13 protein-coding genes are annotated in these 16,664 nt (G+C 72.1%); all 13 read right to left on the reverse strand.

Annotated elements, in window-relative coordinates; genetic code table 11:
• Positions 1 to 31 precede the first annotated feature (31 nt).
• The 13 genes from AB0L74_RS16950 to AB0L74_RS17010 all read right to left on the reverse strand — a co-directional run bounded on the left by AB0L74_RS16950 (position 32) and on the right by AB0L74_RS17010 (position 15,903).
• The gene (locus AB0L74_RS16950; protein ID WP_365651892.1) at positions 32 to 1,357 is read right to left on the reverse strand and encodes a polysaccharide lyase family 1 protein; all 1,326 of its coding nucleotides are present in this window, start codon (positions 1,355 to 1,357) and stop codon (positions 32 to 34) included.
• Positions 1,358 to 1,385: 28 nt separating this feature from the next.
• Positions 1,386 to 2,186: a rhamnogalacturonan acetylesterase gene (locus AB0L74_RS16955; protein ID WP_365651894.1), complete on the reverse strand. Its 801-nt coding sequence runs from the start codon at positions 2,184 to 2,186 to the stop codon at positions 1,386 to 1,388.
• Positions 2,187 to 2,320: 134 nt separating this feature from the next.
• Positions 2,321 to 3,682 (reverse strand): sugar ABC transporter substrate-binding protein, encoded by a 1,362-nt coding sequence (locus AB0L74_RS16960; RefSeq protein WP_365651897.1) that lies wholly within the window; start codon positions 3,680 to 3,682, stop codon positions 2,321 to 2,323.
• 54 nt (positions 3,683 to 3,736) lie between these two features.
• Positions 3,737 to 5,764 (reverse strand): pectinesterase family protein, encoded by a 2,028-nt coding sequence (locus tag AB0L74_RS16965; RefSeq protein WP_365651901.1) that lies wholly within the window; start codon positions 5,762 to 5,764, stop codon positions 3,737 to 3,739.
• A 35-nt stretch (positions 5,765 to 5,799) separates the two neighbouring features.
• Positions 5,800 to 7,308, reverse strand: a complete 1,509-nt coding sequence (locus AB0L74_RS16970) for a family 43 glycosylhydrolase (protein WP_365651904.1) — start codon at positions 7,306 to 7,308, stop codon at positions 5,800 to 5,802.
• Positions 7,305 to 8,150, reverse strand: a complete 846-nt coding sequence (locus tag AB0L74_RS16975; RefSeq protein ID WP_365651907.1) for a PmoA family protein — start codon at positions 8,148 to 8,150, stop codon at positions 7,305 to 7,307. The genes AB0L74_RS16970 and AB0L74_RS16975 overlap by 4 nt, the downstream gene beginning before the upstream one ends.
• Positions 8,147 to 9,325, reverse strand: coding sequence for a Gfo/Idh/MocA family oxidoreductase (locus AB0L74_RS16980; RefSeq protein WP_365651910.1), 1,179 nt, complete (start codon positions 9,323 to 9,325; stop codon positions 8,147 to 8,149). Before AB0L74_RS16980 ends, AB0L74_RS16975 begins: the two co-directional genes overlap by 4 nt.
• Positions 9,322 to 10,629, reverse strand: a complete 1,308-nt coding sequence (locus AB0L74_RS16985; protein WP_365651913.1) for a pectate lyase — start codon at positions 10,627 to 10,629, stop codon at positions 9,322 to 9,324. The genes AB0L74_RS16980 and AB0L74_RS16985 overlap by 4 nt, the downstream gene beginning before the upstream one ends.
• Positions 10,626 to 11,522 (reverse strand): carbohydrate ABC transporter permease, encoded by an 897-nt coding sequence (locus tag AB0L74_RS16990; RefSeq protein ID WP_365651916.1) that lies wholly within the window; start codon positions 11,520 to 11,522, stop codon positions 10,626 to 10,628. The genes AB0L74_RS16985 and AB0L74_RS16990 overlap by 4 nt, the downstream gene beginning before the upstream one ends.
• The gene (locus AB0L74_RS16995) at positions 11,519 to 12,454 is read right to left on the reverse strand and encodes a sugar ABC transporter permease (protein WP_365651919.1); all 936 of its coding nucleotides are present in this window, start codon (positions 12,452 to 12,454) and stop codon (positions 11,519 to 11,521) included. Before AB0L74_RS16995 ends, AB0L74_RS16990 begins: the two co-directional genes overlap by 4 nt.
• A 136-nt stretch (positions 12,455 to 12,590) precedes the next feature.
• Positions 12,591 to 14,333 carry an L-arabinonate dehydratase gene (gene araD / locus AB0L74_RS17000; protein WP_365651922.1) on the reverse strand — a complete coding sequence of 581 codons (1,743 nt, stop codon included), beginning with the start codon at positions 14,331 to 14,333 and terminating at the stop codon, positions 12,591 to 12,593.
• A complete protein-coding gene (locus tag AB0L74_RS17005; protein ID WP_365651925.1) occupies positions 14,330 to 15,238 on the reverse strand; it encodes a dihydrodipicolinate synthase family protein in 909 nt (302 codons plus the stop codon). The genes araD and AB0L74_RS17005 overlap by 4 nt, the downstream gene beginning before the upstream one ends.
• Entirely contained in the window at positions 15,235 to 15,903 is a 669-nt protein-coding gene (locus AB0L74_RS17010) for a GntR family transcriptional regulator (protein ID WP_365651928.1), read from the reverse strand. Before AB0L74_RS17010 ends, AB0L74_RS17005 begins: the two co-directional genes overlap by 4 nt.
• Positions 15,904 to 16,664 lie beyond the last annotated feature (761 nt).

Consider the following 16,664-nt stretch of genomic DNA (forward strand, 5'->3'; position numbering starts at 1 on the left):
GCGGACGTCCCGGCCCGGCGGAGTCTTGACGTCAGCGCAGGCGGCCGGCGCCCGCGTGGTGGCCGACGATCGCGGGGACCGCCCGGGCCGGGTGGACCTGGGTGCGCAGGGTGGGCGTCCAGCCCGCGCCGGACCGCAGGGTCTCCCCGGGGATCTCCGCGTTGTGCACGGCGATCAGGTCGACGGGGCGCCCGTTGACCCGGTTGTGCGCGGCGGTGACCGGCGCCTCGCTCCACTTCTTGAGGATCTTCGCGGGGCTGATCCCGGCGGGCAGCGTGAAGGCGTTGTGCTCGGCGACGAGCTGGGACTCCTTGCCGATGCCGAAGCTGTAGGAGTAGGACTCGCCGGCCACGAAGTGGTTGTTGTACGCGTCGACCTGGCCGAAGCGGATGCGGGGGGCGCGCTCGACGAGGTTCTTGAACAGGTTGTGGTGGAAGGTGACCTTCAGGTGTCCCCGGTCGCCTGCGGCGGTGGACTCGCTGTCGCTGTTGCCGATCAGGATCGTCTTGTCGTGGTCGGCGAAGACGTTCCAGGAGACGGTGACGTGGTCGGCGCCGCGCACGATGTCCAGCTGGCCGTCGTGCTGCTGGTAGAGCATGCCGAAGTACGCCGGTGCCGCGCTGTCGGGGTGCTCGCCGTCGGTGAAGGTGTTGTGGTCCAGCCAGACGTGGGTGGAGCCGTACACCACGGCGCTGTCGTACTCGGAGTTCCAGTTGCCCTTGCTGCCGTCCGTGGGGTCCCACTGGGGGAAGCAGTCCACGGGGCTCTCGAAGGTGAGGTTGCGGACGATGACGTTGTCGACGCCCTTGATCTGGAGGCTGGCGCCCTTGAAGCCGGCGTTGCGGCCGATGCCGATGAGGGTGGTGTTGGCGGGGATGCTCGCCTTGACGGCCTGGTCCTGGCGGGCGGCGGAGGCGCGGCGCAGGCCCTCGGGGCTGTCGGCGGGCTCGCCGCTCAGGTCGGTGTCCAGGCCCCACTTCTCGGGGGCGTACTTCTCCAGGTAGGCGTCGAAGTCGTAGCCGGGCACGGCGAAGGCGTCGCATCCGTCGGCGACCGCGTCGATGGTGCCCTTCACCTTGATGATCTTCGGCGCGCTGCCGCCGGCGGCGAGGGCGGCCTTGAACTGGGCCCAGGTGGTGACGGTGTACACGTGCTCGGCGTCGGCGGCGGCCCCACCGGTGGTGCCGGTGCCGTGGGAGGCCCAGCCGTCCTTCGCCGGCAGGGTCTGCCGGGCGGGGTCGCGGGCGTCGTCCCGGGCCTGGGCGGTGGTGTCGGCCAGGGACAGCACGAGGGCGGTGCAGCCGGCCAGCACGGCGGCTCTCTTCATGGCATGCCCATGCCATGTGCGAACGGTCACGATACGGCTCTCCTTCTTCGGGTCGGGGTCACGCGGCGGGCTGCGGCGGCCAGTCGATCCAGGACGCGGGGATCTCCTCGTCCAGCCGGCGCACGTCCCGGGGCGCCAGCACCCGCGTGCGCACCAGCTCCCGCGCCACCAGCCGGGCCACCTCGATCGCGCCCGGCGGGTTGAAGTGCGTGTTGTCCTGCTCGGTGGGCGTCCAGTTGAAGTACGTCTTGGTCTCCTCCGCGCCGAGCCGCTGCCACAGCTCCAGCGACCGCGCCTGGAGGTCCAGCAGGGCCACGCCCTCCTCGGCGGCCAGCGCCCGCATCGCCGCCGGGTACTCGCCGTGGCTCGGCAGGGCCCTGCCCTGCGCGTCGAACCGGCGCCGCTCGACGGACGTGGCGAGCACGGGCCGCGCCCCGCGGGCCCGGGCCCCGTCGACGTACCGGCGCAGGTACTCCCGGTACGTGGTCCAGGGCTCGGTGTACCGGGCGGGGTCCTGGCTCTTCTGGTCGTTGTGCCCGAACTGGACGAGCAGGAAGTCCCCGGGCCGGATCGCGGCGAGGACCGCGTCGAGCCTGCCCTCGTCGGCGAAGCTCTTGGAACTGCGCCCGTTGACCGCGTGGTTGGCGACGGGCCGGTCCCGGTGGAGGAAGAACGGCAGCGCCATGCCCCACCCGGTCTCGGGCGCGGCGTCGGCGTACTTCTGGGCGGCGGTGGAGTCCCCGGCGATGTACAGGGTGCGGGGGCGGGGGGCGGCGGCCCGGGCGGTGCCGGCGGCCGCGAGGGCGAGCGGGGCGGTGGCCAGGGCCGCGGAGGCGACCTGCCTGCGGGTGAGGGACACGGTGTGCCTTTCGGGAAGCGGACGGACGACCCCTCGGGGGCGCGCTGCCGGCCGCGCCGCACGGGCGCGGCCGGCCGGGGACGGCCCGCGGGCCGCGGCACCGCGGGCCGTCCCCGGCGAGACCCGGCGGGTACTCAGCCCCGCTGCTGCTTCCACTCGGCCTGCGCCTCGTTGAGCTGCTCGGCCATCTGGTCCAGGAACTTCTTCGCGCTCATCTTCCCGAGCAGCACCTTCTGGAAGTTCGGCTCGTTCTCGGCCTTGGAGATGGTGTTCCAGTCCGGCAGGTAGTACGGCAGCTGGACGATGGTGGTGGACCCGTCCGACAGCGCGTCGGCCGCCAGCTTGGTCGGCTCGGCCTTGGAGATCCACGCGTCCTTGGCGGCCTCGGTGTTGGCCGGCACCTGCCCCGCCGACTCGTTGAACTTCGAGTTCTCCTCGTGGCTGAGGGCGAACTCGATGAACTTCCAGGCGGCGTCCTTGTTCTTGGAGCTCTTGAACAGGCCGAGGCCGTCGACCGGGTTGGAGACCTGGACCCGCTTGCCGCCGGGCCCGGTCGGCTGCGGGATGCCCCGGAACTTGTCGGTGCCGAACGCGTTCACGTGGTCCTGGTACGACCCGAGGTTGTGGTTCAGCATGCCGATGGTGCCGGAGTCCCACTGCGCGACCATCTTGGTGAAGTCGTTGTTCAGGTCGGCGGCCGGGGTGACCGTCTTGTAGAGGCCGGCGTACTTCTCCAGCGCCTCGACGTTCCTCGGGTCGTTGAGCGTGGTCTTCTCGCCGCTGGAGTCCCAGAACGAGGTGATGCCGGACTGCCCGTACATCGCGTCCAGGGCCTGGGCGATGGAGCCGGCGCCGCCGCGGATGGTGTAGCCGAACTGGTTCTTGCCCTTGTCGGTGAGCTTGCGCGCGGCCTCGAAGAAGGCGTCCCAGGTCGTCGGCGCGTCCAGCCCGGCCTTCTCGAACAGGTCGGTGCGGTAGTAGAGCACGCCGTTGTTGGCGGAGGTCGGCACCGAGTACAGCTTGCCGTCGCCGCCGCCGGCGGCCTTCATCGACTCCAGCATGTCCTCGTTGAGCTTGCCGTTCAGGGACGACCCGGTGACCCGGTAGTCCAGCGGCTCCAGCGCGTCCTGCGCGGCGAACCCGGCGAGCATCGCGGCGCCGACGCCGCCGACGTCCGGCAGGCCGCCGCCCTGGATGGCGGTGTCCACCTTGGACTGGTACTCGGTGGAGGCGATGCCGACGTACTCGACGTCGATGTCCGGGTTCGCCTTCTCGAAGTCGGCGATGATCTCCTTCCAGATGTCGGTGCGGACACCGCCGTTGTTGTCCCAGAAGACGATCTTGCCGGTGCCGCTGCCCTCGGCGCCCTTGTCGCCGCCCGCCCCGCTGCCGTCGTCACCGCACGCGGTGGCGGTCAGCGCGAGCACGGCCCCCAGGGCGACGGCGGCCGGGATCCGGCGCCTGCCTGTGCTGCTGGTGCGAATGCTGATCTTCATTGGTCGGCTCTCTTCTTCTGGATCCAACGTCAGATGTGCGGTGCTGCGGGGGGGTCAGTGGCGGGCGTGCGGCGCCCAGCCGTCCGTGCCCTTCAGGTACGCGGCGACGGTGTACTCGCGCGCCTCCTCGGCACCGAGCTGCGGCCGGTCCGCGGTGACGGCCGCGCCCGGCCCGCTGTTGCGGTACTCGGCGAAGCGGGCGTCCTTCCACGAGAAGCCGCTCATGTCGGTCCACGGCGCGGCCTTGACCGCGGCCGGCAGCCAGGTGTCCCGGATCAGTACCTGGCCGACCGCGTCCGGGTCGCCGCCCGGGTGCCAGGGGCGCCCGAGGTGGAAGGTCCCGGCGGGTGCGTCGCTCACGATCCGCGACCGGGTGATCAGGAAGCCGTACGGGTTGCCCTTCCAGGTCGAGGGGGCGGTGATGTAGCCGTTGTTGGTGGCCGAGCCCCGGCTCAGCGCCTTGATGACGCCGCGCTCGACGACGGTGGTGGCCCGTCCGTAGAGGAAGTCGACGTCTCCTTCGAGGTAGCAGTCACGGAGGTAGACCCGGCTGACGGTGGCCGGCGCGGGGCTGTCCGTCATCAGGGTGTCCTGGTTGCCCAGGAAGGCGGTGTCCTGAAAGACGATCCGGTCGCCGGTCGTCTTCACCGCCAGCGCCTGCTCGCCGTTGAGCTCGTGCGCGGCCTCGTCGAAGTCGTTGGCGAAGGTGAGGTTGCGCGCGGTGAAGTCACTCGCGGCGATCCGCACGGTGGCGCTCCCGCTGGAGCCGCCGTACGCGGCGGGCGTGTCATGGACGATGACGGTTTCGGACCGCTTCTGTCCAGTCCCTTGCAGGGAAATGTTCGGCTTGGTCGCCGGGACGTACACCTTCTCGCGGTACGTGCCCGGGGCCACGGCGACGGTCACCCGGCCGTCGTTGCCGGCGGGCACGGCGTCCACGGCCGCCTGGACGGTGGGGTAGTCGGCGGGAACGCGCAGCGTCACCGCGTCGCCGACCCGCTTCTGCGGCCCGGAGAAACGCTTGACCAGCGCGGGGACGGCCGCCGCCGGGTCGGGCCGGTAGGCGTAGAAGGCGTGCGGGTCGAACGCCTCGCCCCACTCGTCGTGCCGGCCGGTGGTGTTCCTCAGGATCGACCCGCGTTCCACCAGCTCGGCGGTCGCGTCCGCCTGGTAGGGGTGCTGGACGTCCCTGTAGTAGCTGTTCTCGATGACCATCTTCGTCTTGCCGCGCGACCAGTTCCCGTACGTCCACACCGGGTCACCCGGGTCCGCCTGGGCCGTGAGGTAGTTGTTGTACAGGTGCGCGTAGGCGGCGTTGTCCACGGACGGGTTGCGCTGCTTGGTGCCGGCGAACCAGTTGTGGTCGACGGTGATCTGCGTCCTGACGTTGCTCGTCCAGCCGATGCCGAAGGTCTTGTTGTTGTTCTCGAAGCGGTTGTAGGAGACGGTCACGTACTCGCTGTCCTTGCGGATGTCGAGCTGCCCGTCGCAGATGTTCGAGAAGCGGTTGTGGTCGACCCACACATGGTGGACGGTGTCCATCTGGATGCCGTCGAAGTCGGTGTCCTTGCAGTCCCAGTTGCCCTCGACCGCCGAGTCGCGGATCGTCAGGTTCCGGATGATCACGTTGTGCGTCCCGGGGGCGAGGTGCAGCTCGCCGTGGACGATCTCGCCGGTGTCGCCCGCGCCGATGATCGTCTTGTCCGAGGCGACCGCGATGTCCGCGCCGAACGGCTCCACCGCGATGGAGCCCTTCACCCGGATGATGTACGGCTCCTCGGCCGCGGCGTACTTCGCCAGCCCGGCCTGGTCGGTGACGGTGACGACCTTGCCGCCCGCGCCGCCGGTGGTGCCCCCGGCGAGCGAGGCGAACCCGTGCGGCACGTCGGACCACCGGCCGCCCGGGTCTCCCCGCCCGGCCTCGGCGGCTCCGGCGGACCGGCCGGTCTCCGCGGCGGCCGCGGCGGCCGGAGCGGCCTGGGCCTGTCCGGCCGTTCCGAGGGCCAGGGCGGTGACCAGGCCGAGGACGGCTGCCAGGGTTCTTCCCGCTCCGGGCGGGCGCTTGCTGGTCGGGTGCGTCATGGCGGCTCCAACGGGCTCGCGGATGAGAGGGGGCGTCACAGGGCGTGGACGCGGAACTGCGTGAAGGTGGCCGTGCCGGCGTGTCCCTCGCCGTCGGGCGCGAGCGCGAACAGGCCCAGCAGGGCGCCGACCCACCGCCAGGGGGTGGCGGCGAAGACCTGTCCCGCCTCGCGGAAGCCGTCGCCGGCGTCGTACGAGAACCGGCAGCGTGCCCCCGCCCCGATCTCGACGCGCAGCCGGGCCCGGCCCTCGGGCGCGGGGCACGCGTGGGCGGCGTCCCGCTCCCGGTCGGCGACCGCCTCGGCGAACCGGTGCACGAGGTGGACCGCCCCGTCCGCGCCGCGCTGGAGCCCGATCCAGCGGTAGGCGTCCCCGAGCACGGCGAGTCCGGCGCGGGCGCCGGGCTCCTCGCTCTCCAGCCGCAGCTCCACCTCCACCGCGCAGGGCATGCCGGGCAGCCGCTGGGTGAGGACGCTGGGGAGCTTGCGCAGGTCGTGCGCGTCGGCGGAGCGGACACAGGCGAGCTTGAGCCCGTCCCCGGAGTGCTGGGTGGCCCAGCCGTCCCGGGGGTTGGCGGTCCACTGCCACTGGCGGCCGTACCGCCCGCCGGGGAAGTCGTCGTCGGTGGCGGGCGCGGCGGGCGGCTGCGGCGGGAGGGCCGGCCGCCGGTGTTCGGCGACGGGCGCGCCGTCGTTCCCGAGGACCGGCCATCCGTCGTCGTCCCAGCGCATCGGCTGGAGGTGGACCACCCGGCCGTAGGCGCCGCGCTGCTGGAAGTGCAGGAACCAGTCCTCGCCGGAGGGGGTGCGCACCCAGCCGCCCTGGTGCGGCCCGTTGACGTCGGTGTCCTTCTGCTCCAGGACGACCTTCTCCTCGTACGGCCCGAAGAAGCCGCGCGAGCGGAAGGCGCCCTGCCAGCCGGTCTCCACGCTCCCGGCGGGGGCGAGGATCCAGAACCAGCCGTCGTGCCGGTAGAGCTTGGGCCCCTCCAGCGTGAACCAGCCGGGGATGCGGTCGGCGTCGACGATCACCTTCCCCTCGTCGAGGAGCGAGGTGCCGTCGGGGTGCATGCGGTGGCCGGTCAGGCGGTTCTTGACGCCGGAGCGGGATTTGGCCCAGGCGTGCACGAGATACGCCTCGCCGGTCTCGTCGTCCCACAGCGGGCAGGGGTCGATCAGGCCCTTGCCCGGCTTCAGCAGGTGGGGCCGGGTCCACGGGCCCCGGATGCCGGGGGCGTTGATCTGGAAGACGCCCTGGTCGGGGTCGCCCCAGAAGATCCAGAAGCGGTCGTCGTGGTGGCGCAGGGAGGGGGCCCACACCCCGCAGTCGTGACGGGGCGCCGCGAACTGCTCGGCCGGCTCCAGGCGTTCCAGCGCGTGGCCGACGAGGGTCCAGTTGACCAGGTCGCGGGAGTGCAGCAGCGGCAGGCCGGGGGCGCGGCCGAAGCTGGAGGCGGTCAGATAGAAGTCGTCGCCGACGCGGACCACGTCCGGGTCGGACCAGTCGGCGTTCAGCACGGGGTTGCGGTAGGTGTCGGCGCTCATGGGCTCACCGCCTTGCGTATGAGGGTGGAGGCGCCGTCCCGGTCCAGGCGGCCGGCGGCGACGACGGTGACGATCCGGCGGACCGCGGTGTCGCCGGGGGCGATCGCGAGCCGTTCGCCGTGCGCCAGGGACGAGCCGACGCCGGGGTATTCGGTGGTGCGGACGAACCAGGGGTCCCGCCGGGTGCGGTCGGTGGCCCCGGCGAAGACCAGCGACCAGTTCTCGCCGGTCAGGGCGAGCCAGTCGGCGCACCGGCCGTGGACCCGCTCCTCGCCCTCGGCGTCGGCGGTGAAGACGTCCGGCGCGGCGGACTCCTTGCGGGCCCGCCAGAAGAAGCCGCCGTAGGCCGCGCCGGGGCGTCCGTTGGTGGCGGGGCTGCCGATGGTGAGGGGGCCGGGGGTGGTGTTGGTGAGGGAGAAGGTGAAGTCCAGCGCCCAGGCGGTGTCGGTGAGGGCGCCGGCGGCGACCGTGCGGCGCTCACGCAGCAGCTCGCGCCCGTCGGCCACCCAGCGCAGCTCCTCCACGAAGCCGTCCGGGTCGCTGAGCTGGAAGGCGGTGTGCCGCTGGCTGCCGTGGTTGTCCAGCTCGGTCGGCCCCCGGTCGCGGACGAAGGTGCGCCCGCCCCAGAAGTTGTGCCCCTCGACGTCGGGAACGGCGACACCGACGCCGAGGTGGTGCAGGTGGTCGGCCGGGCTGAGCTCGGTGACCGCGGTGCCGGCCAGGGTGGTGACCGGGTGCAGGTAGGGGCGCGGGGAGAGCCGGGCGGGCAGGGCGGGCCGGGTGACGTACCGGCCGACCGGGCGGCCCGCCACGCGCAGGACGAGGTGGTCGTTGCCGGTCATCGGGTGCTCACCTCCTTCGGGGCGGCCGGGCGCGCCCAGGGGGCGCCCAGCTCGGAGTAGAGGGCGAGGGTGTCGGCGGCGGCGGCCACCAGGGCGTCGACGCCGGGGACGACGCGGCGGTCCTCCCCGGGGACGCGGCGCCAGGCGGTGTCCGGCAGCGGCGCCGGGTCGGGGGCCCGCCGGATCTCCTCCACCACCCGCATGAAGGCGCCGGTCGCCGCCGGGGGGACGAGCAGGGCGGCGCCGGTGGTGAGATGGGCGACGAGGTTCTCCAGCAGGTCGGTGCGGCCGTGCACGTACTCCTCGGGGCCGTGGCCGGCGCGCTGGAGCAGCACCCGGTCCTGCTTGTACCAGAAGGTGATCCGGCCGCGGCTGCCGTGCACCACCACGTACGGGTCGTCCGGCCGTTCGGCGCACAGCGTCGCGGCGACGGTGACCCGGTGGCCGCGTGCGGTGGTGATCCGCACGCAGGAGGTGTCGTCGGCCTCGATGTCGTTGGCGTGCAGCAGTTCGGTCTCGATGCCGGTGACGTCGTCGGCGGCGGTGGTGCCGCCGAGGGCGAGGGCGGTGGCGACGGCGTGCGCGAGGGGGTTGGTCAGCGCCCCGTCGATCACGTCGGCGCCGTTCAGCCGGCGCCTGCCCGCCCAGGGCGCGCGCCGGAAGTAGGACTCCTCCCGCGCCCAGGCGCCCGCCCCGCCGATGCCGGTGAGCTCGCCGATCGCGCCGTCGGCGATCAGCTCCCGGATGGCCGGCACGGCGTGCGAGCCCAGCGACTGGAAGCCGATCTGGCAGGCGACGCCCGCCTCGGCCATCCCGTCGGCCATGCGGCCGAACTCCGCGTACGACGGCGCGGGGGGCTTCTCCAGCAGCAGGTGGACCCCCCGCGCGGCGGCGGTGAGCGCGAGGTCGGCGTGGGTCGGGATCGGTGTGCAGATCACGGCGATCCGGGCGCCGGTGGAGTCGAGCAGGGCGCCGAGGTCGGCGGACTGCTCGGGGAGCTCGCCGCCGAACTCCTCCTCGGTCAGCGGTGTGATCTCGCAGACGCCGGCCAGCCGTACCAGGCCCTCGGCCTGGAGCCGGCGGATGTTGGCGACGTGCCAGCGGCCGTGGCCGCGGGCGCCCGCCAGGACGACGGGCACGGGTACGCTCGTCGGGCCGGTCTTCGGGCCGGTCATCGCATCCTCCCCGCGCCCGCGCCGCGCGCCACCGCCCGGTCGGCCGCCGCCGCGCTGTCGATCGGTCCGTGCAGGGCGGGGCTCCAGCCGACGTCGGCGCTCAGGTCGCGTTCGCTGCCCGAGTTGTAGGCGTTGTAGATGGTCAGCAGGTCGACCGGGTAGCCGTTGAAGAGGGTGCCCGACGCGTGCAGGGCGGTGCCGTTCCAGCTCTTGACCAGGTCGGCGGCCTCGACGTGGGCGGGGGTGGTGAAGGCGTTGTTCTCCGCGTGGATGCGCGACTCGGTGGAGACGCCGATGGAGTAGCGGTAGTCGTGGGCGTCCTCGGGGACGACGTACCGGTTGTTGTAGAGGTGCACCTGGCCGAAGCGGACGCGCGGGGCGCGCTGGACGACGGACTCGAACTCGTTGTGGTGCAGGGTGACCCGGAGCTTGCCGCGGTCGCCCGCGACCGTGTCGCCGTTGCCGATGAGCATGGCCTTGTCGTGGTCGGCGAACCGGCTCCAGGAGACGGTGACGAGGTCGGAGCCGTTGGTGATGTCCAGCAGGCCGTCGTGGCGCAGGTAGTTGCGGGCGAAGTACACCGGCTCCTTCTCGTCCGGGTGCCCCTTGTCGGAGGCGGTGACGTGGTCGATCCAGACGTGGGTGGCGTTGTTGAGCCAGAGGGTGTCGTAGGCGGCCTTCCAGTCGCCGAGGCCGCCGGTGTTGGGCTGCCAGACGGGGAAGCAGTCGTAGGCGTCGCGCAGTTCGAGGTTGCGGACGATGACGTTGTCGGCGTCCTTGACCTGGAGGGCGGCGCCCTTGAGGACGGCGTCGTCGCCGAGGCCCACGATCGTGGTGTTGGAGCCGACCGGCAGCACCACCCGCTCCGCCTGGCGGGCGGCGGAGGCCCGGCGGGCCTCCTCCTGCGGACCGGACGGCTTGGCCGCGCCCCAGGTTCGGGGGTCGTAGGCGGCCAGGTACTCCTTCAGGCTGTAGCCGCCGGTGGTGTAGTCGGCGCAGTCCAGGCGGCGGCCGGAGTCGTCGGTGTTGGCGTCGATCGTCCCGGCGATCTTGATGATCTTCGGGGTGTCGCTGCCGCCGTCCAGGGCGCGGACCAGCCCCGCCCGGTCCCGCACCGTGAAGACATGGGCGGCGTCGGCCGCGGCGCCACCGGTGGTGCCGCCCTCGGCCGCCGCCCAGCCGTCGTAGGGGGCCAGGGTGTCGCGGCCGATGTCGCGGCCGCTGTCACGGGCGTCCCCGGCGTGGGCGGGGACGCACAGCAGGCCCAGCAGGCCGAGGGCCGCGGCGCAGTGCCGGAGCCTCATCCCTTCACCGCCCCCGCGCTGAAGCCGGTGATCAGCCACTTCTGGATGAACGCGAACACGATCACCACGGGGACCGCGGCGATGATGCCGCCGGCCGCCAGGGCGCCCAGGTCGACGCTGTCCGCGCTCATCAGGGTGTTGAGGCCCACCGGGATGGTCTGCTTGTCCTGGTTGTTGAGGAACATCAGGGCGAACAGGAAGTGGTTCCAGGAGTGGACGAAGGCGAAGGAGCCGACGGCGATCAGGCCGGGCCGCAGCAGCGGCAGCACGATGATCCGGAACGACCGGAACCGGTCGCAGCCGTCGACCCAGGCCGCCTCCTCCAGCGAGTACGGCACGTTCTTGATGAAGTTGCTGATCAGGATCATCGACAGCGGGAGCTGGAAGACCGTCTCGGCGATGATGACGCTGCCCAGCGAGTTGATCATCTGGAGCTCGGCGAAGATCTCGAACAGCGGGACCAGCAGCAGGGCGCCCGGCACGAACTGGGAGCACAGCAGGCCCAGCATGAACGCCCGCTTGATCTTGAAGTCGAACCGGGCCAGGGCGTAGCCGCCGGCCAGCGCGACGACCGTGGTCATCACCAGGGTCGCCAGGCCGACCAGGACGCTGTTGCCGAAGTAGGTGCCGAAGCTGCGCTCGGTCCACACCTTCTCGAAGTGCTCGAACGTCATCGGCCAGGGCACGAGCGAGGTGGAACCGGCCGGGCGCAGGGCGAACAGCAGGATCCAGTAGAAGGGGATGAGCGTGAAGATCAGGTAGATGCCGAGCGGCAGGTAGATCTGCCAGCGCGGAACCTCGTCCCAGGCGCGGTGCCGCTTGGCCGGCCGCGGCGGTTCGGGGGCGGCCGCGACGGGAGCGGGTGCCACCTCGGTGGCCTCCTTGGTGATCACTTGTTCTCGCCTCCGAACTTGCTCAGCCGCAGGTAGACGATCGAGCAGAAGAGCAGGATCACGAACGCGACCGTGGTCAGGGCCGACGCGTAGCCGAAGTCATGGGCGTCGATGCTGGTGTTGGCGATGTACAGGGGCAGCGTCGTCGTCTCGCCCGCGGGTCCGCCGCCGGTGAGGGTGTAGAGCAGGTCGACGTTGTTGAACTCCCACACCGCGCGCAGCAGCGTGGACAGGATGATGGCGTCCTTCAGATGGGGCAGCGTGATGTGCCAGAACTGCTTGAAGCGGCTGGCCCCGTCGACCTCGGCGGCCTCGTACAGGTCCTTGGAGACGGACTGGAGGTCGGCGAGGATGAGGATGGCGAAGAAGGGGACGCCGCGCCACAGGTCGGCGACGACCGCCGCCGAGAAGACGGTGGAGGTGTCCGACAGCCAGCTGGTGCCGTAGGAGCCGATGCCCAGGTCCGCGAGGTAGCGGCTGATGCCGGTCTGGGAGTTGTAGAGCAGCACCCAGATCGCGGAGGTGAGGACGCCCGAGACCGCCCACGGGGAGAAGACCAGGGCGCGGCCTATGGCCCGGCCCACGAAGGTCTGGTTGACGATGAGGGCCAGCGCCAGCCCGAACAGCAGTTGCAGGCCGACTTCGACGAAGACCCACTTGGCGCTGAAGACGAGGGTGTCCCAGAACTGGGGGTCCTCGGTGAAGATGCGGACGAAGTTCTCGAAGCCCGCGTACCCGTTCCGCCAGGGCTTGGTGGGGTTGTAATCCTGCAAGCTGTAGTAGAAGACGCTGATGACCGGGTAGGCGATGAAGCCCAGCATCAGCAGGGCTGCCGGGGCGATCAGCAGATAGGGCAGCCTGCGCGGTGTGGCGGAGGCACGGCGCCGCCTCGGTGGCGCGGGCGGTTTCGCCACGGCTGCGGCTTGGGCCATGACTGTTCTCCGTTCTCGTGCGTCGTGCGGTGCGTGCGGTGCGCGGTTCCTCCGGGTGTTCACCAGGGGGGAAGCGCTTTCTATCAGGGGTGCGGCAGTCCGGCCGCCGGGCGGCGGCCGGAACGTGGGGGCGGGATCAGCCCGCGTAGGGGTCCTGGACGGTGCCCGGCCGGGCGAGGAACTCGAAGTCGCAGCCGGTGTCGGCCTGGGTGATCTGGTCGAGGTAGAGGGCGCCGTAGCCGCGCTCGTACGGCACGGGCGGCGGCGTCCAGGCGGCGCGGCGCCGGTCCAGTTCCGCGTCGTCCACGTGGAGGTGCAGGGTGCGCGCCTCGACGTCGAGGGTGATCAGGTCACCGCTGCGGACGAGCGCCAGCGGCCCGCCGACGTACGACTCCGGTGCCACGTGCAGTACGCAGGCGCCGTAGCTGGTGCCGCTCATCCGGGCGTCGGAGATCCGCACCATGTCCCGCACCCCCTGTTTGAGGAGGTGGTCCGGCAGGGGCAGCATCCCGTACTCGGGCATGCCCGGGCCGCCCTTGGGTCCGGCGTTGCGCAGCACCAGCACGCTGTCCGCGGTGATGTTCAGGGACGGGTCGTTGATGGTGCGCTGCATCGTCTTGTAGTCGTCGAAGACGACGGCCGGTCCGGTGTGCTTGAGCAGGTGCGGCTCGGCGGCGATGTGCTTGATGACGGCGCCGTCCGGGCACAGGTTGCCGCGCAGGACGGCGACCCCGCCCTCCTGGGCGACCGGGTTGTCCCGGGTCCGGATGACGTCGTCGTCGTGGACGAGGGCGCCCGCCAGCTGCTCGCGCATCGTGTCGTGGCAGACCGTGGGCCGGTCCAGGTGGAGCAGGTCGGGGATGCGGGAGAGGAACCCGGGCAGGCCGCCGGCGAAGTGGAAGTCCTCCATGAGGTACTTCTGTCCGCCCGGCCGGACGTTGGCCAGCACCGGGACCCGGCGGGCGAGGCGGTCGAAGTCGTCGAGGGTCAGGGTGACGCCCGCGCGGCCGGCCATGGCGATCAGGTGGATCACGGCGTTGGTGGAGCCGCCGAGGCCGAGCACGGTGGTGACCGCGTCCTCGAAGGCGTCCCGGGTCAGCAGGTGGGACAGCCTGCGGTCCCGGTGGACCAGGTCGACGGCGGTCATCCCGGCCCGCGCGGCCATCCGGTCGTGACCGGAGTCGACGGCCGGGATGCTGGAGGCGCCGGGGACGGTCACGCCGAGCGCCTCGGCGGCGGCGGTCAGGGTGGAGGCGGTCCCCATCGTCATGCAGTGGCCGGGCGAGCGGGCCAGGCCGCTCTCCAGCTCCTGCATCTCGCAGTCGCCGATGAGTCCGGCCCGCTTGTCATCCCAGTACTTCCACATGTCGGTGCCGGAGCCGAGGGTCTCCCCCCGCCAGTGTCCCGGCAGCATGGGCCCGGCGGGGACGAAGACGGCGGGCAGGTCGACGGAGGCGGCGCCCATGAGGAGGGCGGGCGTGGACTTGTCGCAGCCGCCCATCAGGACGGCCCCGTCGACCGGGTAGGACCGCAGCAGTTCCTCGGTCTCCATCGCGAGCATGTTGCGGTAGAGCATCGGGGTCGGCTTCTGGAAGGTCTCGCTGAGGGTGGAGACCGGGAACTCCAGCGGGAAGCCGCCCGCCTGCCACACGCCGCGCTTGACCGCCTGGGCGCGGTCGCGCAGGTGGACGTGGCAGGGGTTGATGTCGGACCACGTGTTGAGGATCGCGATGACCGGCTTGCCCAGGTGCTCCTCGGGCAGGTAGCCGAGCTGGCGGGTGCGGGCCCGGTGGCTGAACGAGCGCAGGCCGTCCGTGCCGTACCACTGGTGGCTTCTGAGCTGCTCGGGGCGCTTGTTGTCGGTCGTGCTGTCGGTCATATGGACCACCCGGCGACGATGGCGGCGACCTCCGCGCGCTCGCTCTCGGGCAGCGGCCTGCTCGGAGGGCGGACCTCCCGGCGGCACAGCCCGAGCGAGGCGAGGGCCTCCTTGACGACGGTGACGTTGTTGGCGTTGCCGTTCGCGGCGCGCAGCTCCTCGAAGCGGCGGATCTGCTCCCAGACCTTCATGGCGGCCGGGTAGTCGCCCGAGCGCAGCGCCGAGAGCATGTTCAGCGAGACGGCCGGGGCGACGTTCACCAGCCCGGAGGTGAAGCCGGTGGCGCCCGCGGAGAAGTACGAGGGCGCGTACGGCTCGGCCAGCCCCGCCACCCACACGAAGCGGTCCAGTCCGGCGTCGCGGGCGAAGGCGGCGAACCTGGCGGCGTCCGGGACGGCGTACTTCACGCCGATGACGTTGGGGCAGGCGTCGGCGAGTTCGGCCAGGCGGGCGCCGGTGAGCGCCGCGTTGCGGACGTAGGGCACGACGCCCAGCTCGGGGACGGCCTCGGCGATGGCGCGGTGGTAGTCGACCCAGCCGGCCTGGGAGACGTACGGGTGGGCGGGCTGGTGGACCATCACCATCTGGGCGCCCAGCTCGCGGGCGTGCCGGGCGGAGGCGATCGCGGTCGGCACATCGTGGCCGACGCCGACCAGGATCGCCGCCCGGCCGCCCGCCTCCTCGACGGTCAGCTCGGTGACCAGGCGGCGCTCGGCGGGGGTGAGGGCGTAGAACTCGCCGGTGTTGCCGTTGGGGGTGAGGGTGGTGATGCCCGCGTCGAGGAGACGGCGCAGCAGGGCCCGGTGGGTGGCGGAGTCGACGGAGCCGTCCCCGGCGAACGGGGTCACCGGGATCGCCACCACGTCGGCCAGCGCCGTCCGCTGGCTCTCGAACGTCGTTGTCATGCCTGACCGTCCTCTTCCTGGGCCGCGGTCCCCGTCTCGGGGAAGGCCCGCTCGACGAACGACGCGATGTGCGCGCGCAGGGCGCCGGCGGCGCCGTCCGCGTCACCGGCGAGGGCGAGCCGCAGGATCTCCCGATGCTCGTCCGCCTCCCGCTCCCAGGAGGGATCGGCGGCCCAGGCGACGGCGGAGACGAGTGCCGCCTGGTCGCGGACCTCGTCGAGCATCCGGCCGAGCAGCGGGTTGCCGCACGGCAGGTACAGGGCGCGGTGGAACTCGCGGTTGGCGAGCGACCGTTCGGCGGTGTCATCGGCCTCGTCGGCCCGGGCCAGCGCCTGGCGGGCGGCGTCCAGGGAGGCCCCGCGCCGCACGGCGCGCTTGAGCGCCTCGGGCTCCAGCAGCAGCCGCACGTCGTAGACCTCGCGCGCCATGTCCGCGTCCACCATGCGCACCGTGACGCCCTTGTACTGGCTCATCATGACCAGACCGGTGCCGGCCAGGGTCTTGAGCGCCTCGCGCACCGGGGTCTTGGACACCCCGAACTGTGCGGCGAGCTCGGTCTCGACCAGGGCCTGACCCGGCGTCAAACGCCCGGTGAGGATGCGGCGTTTGATCTCCTCCAGCACGTACTGCGTGCGGGAGGGGATCGGCGTGGGGACAGAGGTCATGCGCGCCTCTCGGGTCTCGTGTCTCGAACGGACCGCGTGTCGGGACTCGGGTGGGAACTCTTGCCGGGGACTCGTGCGGAACTCGTGCTCGTCGTGCCGGATCCCGGGAACCGGATGGGATCTCGTGTATCGGATCTCGCGTATCGCGTCTCATATATGACGTACGAAGTACGACGCGTTGAAGGTAGGAGCGGCTCTGTGTTTCGTCAATGCTTCCGGCAGAGGAAGTTGAGGTTGACTCTGGCCGAGACCCCCGTTCCGGCGCGGTGAGCGCTGGCCTGGCGGGCGGTGCGCCCAGCCTCCCCACCCGCGGCGTGCGGCCGTTCGCGTTCGCGACGCGCGTCGGCGCCGGTTTCGCAGCGCGGCAGTTGGGCGTGGCACACCGGCCCGGCCGGACCCGGCGGGCGCGGTGCCGGGAGTGTGCCGTAGCAACGCCGGGAAGGCCCCGGGCCCGGCTCCCCCGGCCCGCGCGGCGCCCCGCCGCCCCGTCCTGGGGCGCCGGGTCCGGCCCGTGTTCTCGTTCGGTGTCTTCCGCTCCCGCGGGCCCGTTCCGGCGGGCCCATCACCCGCCTGCGCCCAGCCTGGACCAAGGCCGCGGACACACGAGCCTCGCCAAGCCGCGGCCTCGCGGCTCTGGCGCGACGATCACGCCCCCAGGTCGGCCACCCGCGAAGTGGTGCCGCCGACGGAGTCGGATACGGCGACCCGGCCGGCATGGGCCACAGGCGGTTTTTCGCCCTGGTGCCGAAGTGCTGCTCCGT

Source organism: Streptomyces sp. NPDC052020 (assembly GCF_040680575.1).
Classification (GTDB): Bacteria; Actinomycetota; Actinomycetes; order Streptomycetales; family Streptomycetaceae; genus Streptomyces.

What these genes read in the sequence shown, in the direction of transcription:
- AB0L74_RS16960 (WP_365651897.1), bottom strand. Translation starts at nt 3,682, where the DNA reads ATGAAGATCAGCATTCGCACCAGCAGCACAGGCAGGCGCCGGATCCCG.
- AB0L74_RS16965 (WP_365651901.1), bottom strand. Translation starts at nt 5,764, where the DNA reads ATGACGCACCCGACCAGCAAGCGCCCGCCCGGAGCGGGAAGAACCCTG.
- AB0L74_RS16970 (WP_365651904.1), bottom strand. Translation starts at nt 7,308, where the DNA reads ATGAGCGCCGACACCTACCGCAACCCCGTGCTGAACGCCGACTGGTCC.
- AB0L74_RS16975 (WP_365651907.1), bottom strand. Translation starts at nt 8,150, where the DNA reads ATGACCGGCAACGACCACCTCGTCCTGCGCGTGGCGGGCCGCCCGGTC.
- AB0L74_RS16980 (WP_365651910.1), bottom strand. Translation starts at nt 9,325, where the DNA reads ATGACCGGCCCGAAGACCGGCCCGACGAGCGTACCCGTGCCCGTCGTC.
- AB0L74_RS16985 (WP_365651913.1), bottom strand. Translation starts at nt 10,629, where the DNA reads ATGAGGCTCCGGCACTGCGCCGCGGCCCTCGGCCTGCTGGGCCTGCTG.
- AB0L74_RS16995 (WP_365651919.1), bottom strand. Translation starts at nt 12,454, where the DNA reads ATGGCCCAAGCCGCAGCCGTGGCGAAACCGCCCGCGCCACCGAGGCGG.
- araD (WP_365651922.1), bottom strand. Translation starts at nt 14,333, where the DNA reads ATGACCGACAGCACGACCGACAACAAGCGCCCCGAGCAGCTCAGAAGC.
- AB0L74_RS17005 (WP_365651925.1), bottom strand. Translation starts at nt 15,238, where the DNA reads ATGACAACGACGTTCGAGAGCCAGCGGACGGCGCTGGCCGACGTGGTG.
- AB0L74_RS17010 (WP_365651928.1), bottom strand. Translation starts at nt 15,903, where the DNA reads ATGACCTCTGTCCCCACGCCGATCCCCTCCCGCACGCAGTACGTGCTG.